The sequence below is a fragment of the Paenibacillus sp. FSL A5-0031 genome, from assembly GCF_001956295.1.
Classification (GTDB): Bacteria; Bacillota; Bacilli; order Paenibacillales; family Paenibacillaceae; genus Pristimantibacillus.
This window is the reverse complement of sequence record NZ_MRTD01000046.1, coordinates 1-11,369: the sequence shown is the minus strand read 5'-3', so window position 1 is coordinate 11,369 and position 11,369 is coordinate 1. Positions and strand designations below refer to the sequence as shown.

The 11,369-nt window shown below is 43.9% G+C and carries 11 protein-coding genes; 2 read left to right on the top strand and 9 right to left on the bottom strand.

Annotated elements, in window-relative coordinates; translation table 11 throughout:
* On the top strand, window positions 1-181 hold a 181-nt coding region (locus BK120_RS35790; protein WP_218639615.1), incomplete at its 5' end, for a hypothetical protein.
* 175 nt (window positions 182-356) lie between these two features.
* Here the strand turns inward: BK120_RS35790 and BK120_RS34025 are convergent.
* The gene (locus BK120_RS34025; protein WP_076271896.1) at window positions 357-1,241 is read right to left on the bottom strand and encodes a nucleotidyltransferase-like protein; all 885 of its coding nucleotides are present in this window, start codon (window positions 1,239-1,241) and stop codon (window positions 357-359) included.
* Window positions 1,242-1,394: 153 nt separating this feature from the next.
* Between BK120_RS34025 and BK120_RS34020 the strand changes: the two genes are divergently transcribed.
* Window positions 1,395-1,754: a YgzB family protein gene (locus BK120_RS34020; RefSeq protein WP_076271895.1), complete on the top strand. Its 360-nt coding sequence runs from the start codon at window positions 1,395-1,397 to the stop codon at window positions 1,752-1,754.
* A gap of 170 nt (window positions 1,755-1,924) precedes the next feature.
* Here the strand turns inward: BK120_RS34020 and BK120_RS34015 are convergent, their stop codons facing one another.
* The 8 genes from BK120_RS34015 to BK120_RS33980 form a co-directional block, all read right to left on the bottom strand.
* Window positions 1,925-3,649 carry a glycosyl hydrolase family 18 protein gene (locus tag BK120_RS34015; protein WP_144376927.1) on the bottom strand — a complete coding sequence of 575 codons (1,725 nt, stop codon included), beginning with the start codon at window positions 3,647-3,649 and terminating at the stop codon, window positions 1,925-1,927.
* Window positions 3,650-3,766: 117 nt separating this feature from the next.
* Window positions 3,767-4,201 (bottom strand): peroxide-responsive transcriptional repressor PerR, encoded by a 435-nt coding sequence (gene perR, locus BK120_RS34010; protein ID WP_076271893.1) that lies wholly within the window; start codon window positions 4,199-4,201, stop codon window positions 3,767-3,769.
* Window positions 4,202-4,278: 77 nt separating this feature from the next.
* Window positions 4,279-6,204, bottom strand: coding sequence for a DUF4097 family beta strand repeat-containing protein (locus BK120_RS34005; RefSeq protein ID WP_076271892.1), 1,926 nt, complete (start codon window positions 6,202-6,204; stop codon window positions 4,279-4,281).
* Complete coding sequence (locus tag BK120_RS34000) at window positions 6,186-6,896, bottom strand: MgtC/SapB family protein (protein ID WP_076271891.1); 711 nt, start codon at window positions 6,894-6,896, stop codon at window positions 6,186-6,188. Before BK120_RS34000 ends, BK120_RS34005 begins: the two co-directional genes overlap by 19 nt.
* A 148-nt stretch (window positions 6,897-7,044) precedes the next feature.
* Complete coding sequence (gene gatB, locus BK120_RS33995) at window positions 7,045-8,484, bottom strand: Asp-tRNA(Asn)/Glu-tRNA(Gln) amidotransferase subunit GatB (protein ID WP_076271890.1); 1,440 nt, start codon at window positions 8,482-8,484, stop codon at window positions 7,045-7,047.
* A gap of 36 nt (window positions 8,485-8,520) precedes the next feature.
* On the bottom strand, window positions 8,521-9,978 hold the full coding sequence (gatA, locus tag BK120_RS33990) for an Asp-tRNA(Asn)/Glu-tRNA(Gln) amidotransferase subunit GatA (protein ID WP_076271889.1): 1,458 nt from the start codon (window positions 9,976-9,978) through the stop codon (window positions 8,521-8,523).
* Between the two features lie 35 nt (window positions 9,979-10,013).
* A complete protein-coding gene (gene gatC, locus BK120_RS33985; protein WP_076271888.1) occupies window positions 10,014-10,301 on the bottom strand; it encodes an Asp-tRNA(Asn)/Glu-tRNA(Gln) amidotransferase subunit GatC in 288 nt (95 codons plus the stop codon).
* A 266-nt stretch (window positions 10,302-10,567) separates the two neighbouring features.
* The coding region (locus BK120_RS33980) for an S-layer homology domain-containing protein (RefSeq protein ID WP_144376925.1) at window positions 10,568-11,369 on the bottom strand (802 nt) is incomplete at its 5' end.

The following is an 11,369-nucleotide window of genomic DNA, read 5'->3' as shown; positions in this document are numbered from 1 at the left end:
TATCGCTATATTTGCTCATCCCGAAGGATTTGCAAGGCAGTTATTACTCGTTGTTCAGTTTTCAAAGAGCAATCTTTTCTTTCGTGTCAACCGCGTATTTCGTATCGGCGACTTTTATAATATATCACGTTTGCCTATCTCTTTGCAAGTACTTTTTTTCGTTTTTCGACATTTTTTTTAAAATGTCGTTTTCGCGATTATGTATCCTGTAAAAGCGGCGAGTACTAATATATCATCTGATCCTAATATAAGTCAAGCATGTTTTCTACTTTTTATTTTAAACAAAAGAAGCGCATGCCTGCCTCTATAAACAAAGGGCATGACATGCGCTTCTACTATTATAAACGGTTGAATCATTAGCTTGTTTTCACGTTGTTCATATATCGAAGTTCAAGTGCACCAATATCTCCTGCTTCATTCATAACAGCAACCTCACGAATATACTCCCGCTTCACAAGCTTTTGGAGAACAAGTGACAAGTCACCATGCAATATATTTAATGTGGAGTGTGATTGCAGCTCTGCAATACTCCAAGGCTCTTCGCGACTTCCAAGTATATTAAACAATAACGCGCAGCTTGTTTTCATTTTGCTCATAACGGAAAACTCGCAGCCAAGCATAACTAATTGTACGCGTTGCTCCAATGTTTCCGGGCTTACCGTTAGCTCCTCATAGAGCTTATATATTCCTGGGTGAACTCGCTTCAGCTGTTTCCACACGGTTAGCTCAGGATGCCTTCCTTCTTCTATAAGAACGATATGAGCCCAATGATGCAAGGCTGTCAGCACATGACTGTATGCATCCAACAAATTACCATCCAATAGATCCTGCTTTGCTTGCAAATACGTTCTTAAGAAACCCGTAAATTCAGCAAACTGCTTTTGCTCCCGCATTGAAGCAGGAAACTGAAGCAGACGTTCACGAACACTGCTCAGATAGCCGTCGCGATCCACCAAGATCTCCCCCCGAACTAGCCACTCGATAATATTGCGGTTTTCGCCACCAGACAACCATTCACTCAATCCATTCGAATCAATGGTTCGAATCAATACCCGTTGACCCTCGATTTGGACATGCTCCGTATCATTACGCTCAATCTCTTCATTCATTACAACAAGTACTAATGAATCTAATCCATCAGCTAAAGGATTATAAGGATATGGGTTTTCAATAACAGCCAAACCGATTAAATGAGGTTCATCTCGATAGCTGTCCGAGAAGTATGCTTTTATATGTTCCACTGGTTCCTCCATATAGCTAATCACATTTTATTACGCTATAATAATATTCTACAGTTTTATTCTTTTTCGACAGGTTGGAGGCACATTCCTGCTTACTAACTCAGAAACTGTTTCAAAATCATAAGTCATTGGTCATAGGAAGGGTATGAATACATGAATAAGTTCTTTTTTAAGTCAGCCAAAATCAATGAATTCCGTCTATGGGGACTCGTTTTCACCCTTGTTGGCATGGGAGTCATGATACTCGGAACAGCCGGCATTGTTTTTTGGGGACAAGCAGGCAAAATCATTGCTGCTATCTTCATGGTAATCGGCATGATCTCCTTGTTAATCAGCGTAGCCGTTTATTTCTGGGCTGGCATGATGTCAACAAGCGCCACAATGCTCCAGTGTCCAGAATGCTCGCGTCCAACCAAAATGCTTGGAAAAACAGATCGTTGTATGTATTGCAAAACGATACTTACGCTTGATCCTGCACAAGCAACAACTACTCCTTCTGAACAGCAAGTTTAACCTATAGTGAATATACGGTTGATTCTTTCTTAGGAAACAACCTTTATTCTACTAAGAAGGTAAAAAGCTAAGAAAACCAACTTTTGATCGCAGCATTACAAAAATAAGAAACGCCTCCTCCATGTCTTCACATGATAGGAGGCGTTTCTTATTTTGCATTTATAAATGAATTATGGCCTAATCTTGAGAGAATCGTCGATCGATTTCCAAATAGCTTCCGTTTGGAACGCACGCTGCCATGTTGCTACACCTGCTATATCATATTTACGTGCAAGCGCTACTCGAGCTTTAATGGATACCTCATCCTCAATCCATATTCGCATCAAATTTCCGTCTTCCTTATATTCCACGTAATTCTGACCTGCTTTTGCATCAAACACCGGCTTAAGTTTCTTAGTCGTAATAATCTCATTAACCTTCTTCATGCCTACTGCCTTTGAGGAAACGTCTATTTTACCGTCTTCCCCTTTTTTCTCAGTCCATATCCGGGTATACAGGGGCATGCTTAAAATAATTTTACTTGCTGGTACAGCATCCTCCTGCATAATACGAACAAGAGAACTCTCTGTCCAAGGCAGCGATGCTACCGAACCCGATTTTGGACTCGCAGCCCAATGCTCATCGTAAGCCATGACCATCATATAATCTACAACATTGCCAAGCGATGCACGATCAAGAAACAGCGACCACATCTCACTATTCGACTTGGGCGTTACATCCACGGAGACAACCAAGCCTTGCTCATGTAAAAGCGGAGTCAGCTCCCGAACAAATTGTACAAAGTTAGCTTTATCCGACGTGTGTACATTTTCAAAATCTAAATTAATCCCTTGCAATCCATATACTTGAGCAAAGCCGATCAGCTGCTGTATCATCGAGAATCGCGTTTCCACTGACGCTAATGCCTTTGTCGTTCGATCAGGCTCGAAGCTATTGCTGAACAGCGCCCAAATCTGCATCCCTTGCTGATGTGCCCATTTTACATATGCGGGATCAGCCTTGCCTTTTATTGTTCCTTTGTCGTCGGCAAGTTCAAACCAGGTAGGACTAACGACATTTACTCCCTGCATCGGCGCTATTTTGGCAGTATCGATTTTCCGTTGATAAACAGCTTCCCATGTCATATTAATTTTATTGCCGAGCACCTTCCACGCAATAAATGGAGGCTCTGCCGCCTGCTCGGGCATTTTCTCAATAGAAGTAAGCTTCACATCTTTTTTATTCATAAAACCGATGATGCCTTCGCTGTTTTGGACAAGCAGCCAACCTTCCTGCTCTTTCCAAATTCTTATTGACTGTGATTGAGGAACTTTTTGAACAAAAGGCGCTCGAATCGTCGCTTCGGTTCGAATAGCTGCACCTTTCTCAGGAGTAGCCTCAGCAAGCTGAACCATGTCTCCTGCATTCAGCAGTGTTACTGTGCCTGTCTCTTTTACGAATTCTACTTTCAGCCCGTATAACTCCTCCAAAGGTTCTGCAGGAATATAGACCGTATCATTAGACGTTTCTGCAGTAATCGTTAGATCATATGGCTTTTGGTTGATAGTCGCCGTTAACGAATCCGTCTTGAGGTGAAGCACCTTATTGGCAGTTGTCAAAATGATTGAACCTGAATCTGGCTCATATCTTATAGGCTTGTCCGCTCCTAATACCTGCTCCAGCACCGAAAGCGGCAGCTTAACTTCATCATTTTCGATAATAGCTCCTTGCTCCGCTTCAACGCCTTGAATAAATATAGGATGCTCTGTCTTATAATGTGGATCTACCTTTTCGTTGTTAGGAATAAAGCGCATATATCCATACCAACAAAAGACAGCAATTACTCCTAACAAAAACAACAATATTATGCTCCGAACACCTCGGTTGCCTTTTCGGCGTGGCGCTCGGTTGTACATCGTTTCCAAGTCATCACTCTCCTGTAATGGTAGCCTCAAAATTCTATTCGACTATTAAAAAACGTGCAGATTAGCGTTGTATCGCTTCCCGGCACGTTCTTGTAGGCATAACGCCAATTATTTCGCTGATTTAGTATTGCAAGTCGAGCAAACACCGTAAATTTCCATCCGATGTCCTTCAACCACAAAACCTGTTACACGTGACGCTGCACGTTCTACCTCAAGCAGAGGTGGATAATTAAAATCGACGATTGAACCGCAATTTTTGCAAATGGCATGGTAATGATCGGATAAATCCGAATCAAACCGGCTTGAATCATCGCCATAAGTCAGCTCACGCACTAATCCAGCTTCTACAAATAAACGCAGATTGTTATATATGGTAGCTACGCTCATGCTCGGGTAAACTGGTGAGAGCGCTTTATAAATTTCATCTGCAGTCGGATGCGACATGGAGTCCATCAAGTAGCTTAATATGGCGTGACGTTGCGGGGTCATTCGGACGCCATTCATCTTCAGTTGCTCAAGTGCTAAGTTAACGCTGGCTCCCATTCCCCTCACGCCCTTCCTTAAAGTTATTAAAGCTATTGTACGTTCTTATTTAAGAGTTTGTCAATGAAAGCGCCTATTTAGGATAGTCCAAATTGCTTAATTGCAATGCTGTTCGTAGCATTAATCTGAATCCTGAAAGTGCCGTCGCCTATAGTGCCTCTTATCGTTTTCTTGCTTACTTCAAGCGGCAGTTCGGACACAATATTACCGAAAGTTACCGATCCATACATCGTAAAATGAGCATTCGCCGGTATTGCAAGCTTTACCTCTCCGACGGAGCTATCGAGATCCCAATCTCCGCTAACTTCAGCACTGCTTAGTTCAATGTTCCCATTCAGCGTATCCGCTTTAACAGAACCGCCTGCACCGTCCATTTTGATTTTCCCGTTTTTTGTTTCTGCTTCAATGTTTCCATCAATCTGCTTGATCTCCAAACTGCCATTGAGTGTATTCGCATAAAGCTTACCTTCAATAGAATCTGCTGTAACCGTACCATTTTTTGTTTCTAGACTGGTATCACCGGTTATGCTTTTCACATTAATTCCGCCATTATTACCTTTGACGGAGATAGGACCTTTAATGTTGCTCACGGAAACCATTCCGCTATTGCTTCGGAGCTCAAGGCCGCCAGGCAGCGTCAAATTCATGACTTCAATTGAACCATTGCCTGATTCTACTTTCATCTTTAATACAGGCTTCTGTTCCTCAGTATTCTGAGGCAGTTGTTCAGATTGACCATTTAAGCCTGCATCTGTATCCGTAGGCTGTTCAGTTGCGGACTGATCGTTCAAATCAGCATCAGGTGTTGACTCCGGAATTTCATCGTTATTCGCATCAATACCTTCCGCTCCTAAGGATAAAGGTGTTTCTGTAGGCTGTTGATCAACCTCAACCTGATCAGACAAAGACATTGGTACGGTAATGATCATATTCATTCTCGGTTTTCTGCTGCCGTTAGCGCCATAGGTTTGACCCTTCGCCTCTAACGTTACTTCAGCGCCTGGATTAATTTTGACGGTTGATTGCTCTGCGATCGCATCAGCCTCCGTTTTGCCTGGCACATCAACCCATACTGCGGTCAAAAGCTCTATTTCCTGCACGTTGCCCGATCGAATGGTTACTTGCCCATTGGGATTAACAACACGAATGAGAGAAATCGCTTCATCTAAAGGAACCTTAATGATGGTCTTCTCATAATGAAATCCTTTCTCTTCTCCAAATTCTGCTGCCCCGTTCAAATCAACATTAAATTGATCCAGCCATCGATAAGGAATATCCGCGTATTGGGTCACAACGTAAGCGGTCAACGAAATCGCAACAGCGATCATCGCGCCTCCAACATCAAATCGAAGCTTTTTTTCTATGTCTTTAAACTTTATGCTGTATAGTATGATTTCTAAACCTAACAAGATAAAAATAACCGGCCACCATTGACCAAGCAATGAAATATCATTCCGTCCTTGAATTTGATCCCATAGAAGCAATCCTCCCACGACCAATACCAGTGCCGCTGCTGTAAAGCGTCCCAGCTTAAACATAGTAACTCTTCCTTTCCTTGAACGTGACAGCAGCAATATTGAAGCGATTATAATAATCGGGCCAACACATAACTCCGCTAGTTCATTCATCCAGGGTAAAATCGCTTGTGGAGGCTTCACTAAAATGAGCATGATGCTTCCCGCTGCCAAAAGTAAAATACCATGTGTGCGATTCAGTGCAACGGGGTTGTTATTATCGGCATCCGCGCTTTGCAAGGAATCAAACACGCTAATAAAATAAAAAATAGGAAGCATAATACCTAAATAAACGATCAACAGCAAATGTCTGCCGCCATCTGAATCGGCTAACCTTACAATCGCCGTCAAATCCAGCCAAAAGGCCGCAATTAACAGTAAGCCTTTCGGATGCTGTCCCGTATACATATGTCCCGCTCCTGGCATAGCAAATGCGAATAATACGGTGAGAAGTCTATTTTTTATTCGTTTTATTCTGAGCTGACCCAACGTACACCCTCCAAGTGCTTTATATTATCGAGGAGCACTAACAATGCTTCTGATTTAGGCAGTGTAATATACACCTGCAGCAAAATCTGCTCGCCTTCCTCTTCACCCTCGCATTCTTCCAGCAGCATTTTTCTCATGATGATTTTCCGATCAGTCAGTAGGCTATTTAATTCAAGCATAGCTTGAGATAAATTATTAGCTTTTATTTTGAGCAAGTGCTCCTTCTTTGCACTTATGTACCTTTTTTCCAGCTTATTAAACGCCCATAATGTAACAAGAACCATGATCGTTGCGGTAGCTGATGCAAAATAAAAGCCTGCTCCGACTGCTAATCCAATCGCTGAAACGACCCATAGCGATGCAGCTGTCGTTAAACCTGTTATTGATTTTCCGGTAAATAAAATAGTACCTGCACCTAGAAATCCAATGCCTGTAATAACTGCGGCTGCAAGACGCGCTGGGTCGACCCGTACGTTAGGCTCGTCGACAAAAGCTGAGAAACCGTACATGGATAGCAGCATCAACAAGCAAGAACCTAAACAAACTAAAATATTGGTTCGAAGTCCTGCAGCATGATTCGACTGTTCTCGTTCGAAGCCAATAAGTCCGCCCAATAGCAAAGCAAGCAGCAGTCTTAATAAAATATGAAGTTCACTAATATACCAAGGATTATGAAGTGTACTTAGCAGCATAAACAATCCCGACCTTTCTATATTCGCTATTGTAACATAATTGTATGCAGCGTATGGAGCTTACAGGTCTTCTGTCCAGAGTGATGTTCAAAAAGAAAGACGCGGTTCATCATGTTGATGAACCGCGTCTTTTTGCGTGCAACTGCTCTTATTTCAAGCGCTCTACAAGCAGCTTATTCACGAGTGCAGGATTTGCTTTCCCTCTTGACTCCTTCATAACCTGACCAACAAGGAAGCCAATTGCTTTATCTTTACCTGCTCTGTAATCTTCAACAGATTGCGGATTTGCTTCAACGATCTGGTTAACGATGGCTTGAATAGCGCCTTCGTCACTGATTTGAACGAGACCCTGTTCCTCTACAATCTGCTGTGGCAGCTTGCCTGAATCCAGCATCGCTTTAAATACCGTTTTGGCAATTTTACCGTTGATTGTGCCTTTCTCAAGCAGTCCAATCATTTCACCTAGGCCTTGTCCAGTAATCTTCACATCGGTAATTTCTTGACCGTTGGCATTCAAATAACCAAGCAAATCACCCATGATCCAGTTCGATACGGATTTGGCATCCTTCGTGTAGGAGAGGCTCTCCTCGAAGAAATCAGCAAGCTTCTTAGATGAAGTAATGACTTCAGCATCATAGGAAGGCAAGCTGTAATCAGCCGTATATCTCGCTTTGCGCGCATCAGGCAATTCTGGAATTGTCGCACGAATGCTTTGCTTCCATTCTTCACTAATATGAAGCTGTACCAGATCTGGGTCCGGGAAGTAGCGGTAATCGTGTGCTTCTTCTTTGCCGCGCATAGAGAAGGACTTACCAAGTGCATCGTCAAAACGACGAGTCTCCTGAATAACCTCACCGCCGCTGTCGAGAATTTCCGCTTGGCGGAACTGCTCATACTCAAGGCCGCGCTGAACGCCGCGGAAGGAGTTCATGTTCTTAAGCTCGGCACGCGTACCAAATTCCTTTTGCCCGTATGGACGAAGGCTTATGTTTGCATCACAGCGCAAGCTGCCCTCTTCCATCTTTACATCAGAAACGTCGCAATACTGCATGATGGCTTTGATTTTTTCGAGGTATGCTTTCGCTTCCTCAGGTGTACGAATATCAGGCTCTGATACGATCTCAATTAGCGGCGTACCTACACGGTTGAAATCGACAAGTGATGCATAACCGCCATCAACGTGAGTCAATTTGCCTGCATCCTCTTCAAGGTGCAGCCTTGTGATCCCAATTCGTTTCGTTTCTCCGCCCACTTCAATATCAATCCAACCATGTTCACCGATCGGTTGATCGAATTGCGAAATCTGATACGCTTTTGGCGAATCGGGGTAAAAATAGTTTTTACGGTCAAACTTGCTGATATCTGCAATTTGACAGTTCAAAGCCATTGCCGCTTTCATTGCATACTCAACGGCTTGGCGATTCAATACCGGCAAAACGCCGGGATGTCCAAGGCATACTGGACAGGTATGGGTATTCGGCGGCGCGCCGAAAGCCGTAGAGCAGCCGCAAAAGATTTTACTGTTCGTATGCAGCTCCACATGGACTTCCAGCCCGACAACCGTCTCGTATTTGTTCGGTTCAGACATTCGTATCGATCCCTTCGTAAACGTATATAGGTCCGCTTATAGCTGCGGACGTTGTTTATGATGCTCTGTATGCTGCTCGAACGCATGAGCGGCGCGCAGCACCGTCGATTCGTCGAACGCTTTCCCGATAATTTGCAAGCCAATCGGCAAGCCATCTGCCGTTCCACAAGGAACGCTAATCGCAGGAACGCCAGCCAAGCTTACCGGTATCGTACAGATATCGTTTAAATACATCGTTAATGGATCTCCAACTTGCTCTCCAATTCGGAACGCAGGTGTCGGAGCCGTAGGTCCGATGATGAGATCATATTGGCTAAACACTTGGTCAAAGTCCTGCTTGATAAGTGTACGCACCTTCTGAGCTTTCAAATAATATGCGTCATAATAGCCAGAGCTTAGAGCATAGGTTCCAAGCATAATCCGGCGTTTTACTTCAGCGCCAAATCCTTCGCTGCGGGATTTCTTATACAAATCAATGAGATTTGCAGGATCTTCCGCACGTACACCGTAACGTACGCCGTCAAAACGAGCTAGATTTGACGATGCTTCCGAAGAAGCAAGCAAATAGTAAGTAGCGATTGCATACTCCGTATGAGGAAGTGATACCTCTTCCCAAGTCGCGCCCAGTGATTCGTATACTGCCAGCGCTTTAAGTACTGCTTCTTTCACACGCGGATCAATACCAGCTCCGAGGTATTCTTTAGGCACACCGATACGCAGACCTTTTACATCACCTGTAAGAGCTGCTGTGTAATCTGGAATATCCACATTCGCTGATGTAGAGTCGCTTGTGTCGTAACCAGCAATGGCTTGCAGCACAAATGCGGAATCTTCAACATTTTTGGTAAGCGGACCGATTTGGTCTAAAGAAGATGCAAAAGCAACAAGTCCAAAGCGTGATACTAGGCCATAAGTTGGTTTGAGGCCAACAATACCGCAATAAGCAGCTGGCTGACGAATAGAGCCGCCAGTGTCAGAGCCAAGTGAGAAATAAACTTGTCCAGCAGCAACTGAAGCTGCCGATCCGCCGCTTGAGCCGCCTGGAACATAATCCGTATTCCATGGATTGCGAGTTGGATAGAAGCTGGAGTTCTCGTTGGAACCGCCCATTGCAAATTCATCCATGTTCAGCTTGCCAATCGTTACCGACTGAGCTGCTTTCAGCTTGCGAACAACAGTGGCATCATAAATAGGATTGTAATTGCTTAAGAACTGACTCGCACAAGTGGTCAGTAGACCTTCAGTCACAATATTATCCTTAACACCCGCCGGCAATCCAAACAATAAACCTTGATCGCCGCCTTCTTGCAATTGCTTGTCCAGCTCGGAAGCCTGCAAGCGTGCATTCTCTTCATTTAATGTAATAAAAGCCTTAATAGCAGGCTCAGTTTCCGCAATTCTCGCAAATGATGCGCTAACCAGCTCAGAAACAGACAGTTCCTTATTGTTAAGCTTGTTATGTACATCCTGCAGGCGCAAATCAAACAGTGCCAACAGTAGTTCCTCCCTTCAAATTAAACCCATTCGTATTATTCAAGCACCGCAGGTACTTTAAATTGTCCATCTTCTTCATCAGGCGCATTTAGCAAAACCTTCTCGATCGGCAGCGACGGGCGTTTCTCATCCGCGCGCGTTACATTCGTTATAGGGAGCACATGGCTGGTTGGCTCAACATTTTCCGTGTCCAAGCCTTCTAGCTTTTCCGCATATTTCAAAATCGCATTGAGCTGCTCCGTAAACTGATCCTTCTCCGAATCGGATAGCTCTAACCGCGCAAGTCTTGCTACATGGTCTACATCCTTAGGTGAAATGCTCATCAGGTATTCTTCCTTTCCTATTCCTGTAATCATTCTTCCTATTATATCGCACATACAGGGAGAACATCAATGTAAACGGCAAATCACTTCTTAATTTCCACATAAAAGAAACTAGATCTAAAGCAGAAGAGTTGGGCGTAAAAGCAATCGTTTATCAAACTAACAAAAGCAGCCTACTCTCACAACTTAAGCTGTTGTGAGGCAGGCTGCTTTTTTAGTTTTAGAGAATCAGGTTCTTACTGAAATGCTCTAGATGACCGTTAGCATTATTGCTCTTTATTCTCATGGTCGATGCTCGCAGTCTGAATATCTTCATATGCCCAGTGCTTCTGCGAAACGTCACTCCATTGTTGATCTGCTCCTGCCAGAGGAGATCTGCCCTGCTGTCTATTGAATATAACAACAGCCTCTGCTCTCGTAAGAACGCGGTTTGGCGCAAATGTACCATCCTTATACCCGTTGAAAATTCCTGCTGCAGTACCCTGATCAATGGCCGTTTGTGCCCAGTGCCCATTAATGTCAGAGAAGCTTTTGCCGCCAGTTTCAATATGCTCCATCAATCGATTAATAATAACAGCCATTTCCGCACGAGTAATCGTCTGATTTGGTTTGAAGCTGCCATCTGGATAACCCACCATCAAGCCCAATTTGGTTATGATTGCAATGTACTTTGCAGCCCAATGCTCAGCATCAACGCCCGTGCTGCTCACGGAAGATAATTCAGCTTCCTTGCCCAATATGCGCACAAGTATCGCTGCCATCTCAGCACGTGTAATCCCTTTCTCTGGCTTAAAGCTTCCGTCCTGATGACCAATAATATATGCTTTGACTTCTTTATGATCTGGAACTTCAATCGAATCAGGCTTATCAGGCTTTGGCGTCACGTTGCCGCCCGAGTTGTTGCCTGAATAACTGGATCTCGTTGGATCGAGCGGATAATAATCATCTTTATCATTGACACCATCTCTGTCCGTGTCTGGATCTTTTGGATTTGTACCTAGTTTTATTTCTTGCTCATCCGTCAAACCGTCGTTGTCATCGTCTGGATCAGTCGAATCTGGAATACCA

Bases quoted from the DNA above. Each gene is read 5' to 3' on its own strand.
- perR (WP_076271893.1), bottom strand. From the start codon at position 4,201: ATGGGAGCCAGCGTTAACTTAGCACTTGAGCAACTGAAGATGAATGGC.
- gatB (WP_076271890.1), bottom strand. From the start codon at position 8,484: ATGTCTGAACCGAACAAATACGAGACGGTTGTCGGGCTGGAAGTCCAT.
- BK120_RS34000 (WP_076271891.1), bottom strand. From the start codon at position 6,896: ATGCTGCTAAGTACACTTCATAATCCTTGGTATATTAGTGAACTTCAT.
- BK120_RS34020 (WP_076271895.1), top strand. From the start codon at position 1,395: ATGAATAAGTTCTTTTTTAAGTCAGCCAAAATCAATGAATTCCGTCTA.
- BK120_RS34015 (WP_144376927.1), bottom strand. From the start codon at position 3,649: ATGTACAACCGAGCGCCACGCCGAAAAGGCAACCGAGGTGTTCGGAGC.
- gatC (WP_076271888.1), bottom strand. From the start codon at position 10,301: ATGAGCATTTCACCTAAGGATGTAGACCATGTAGCAAGACTTGCGCGG.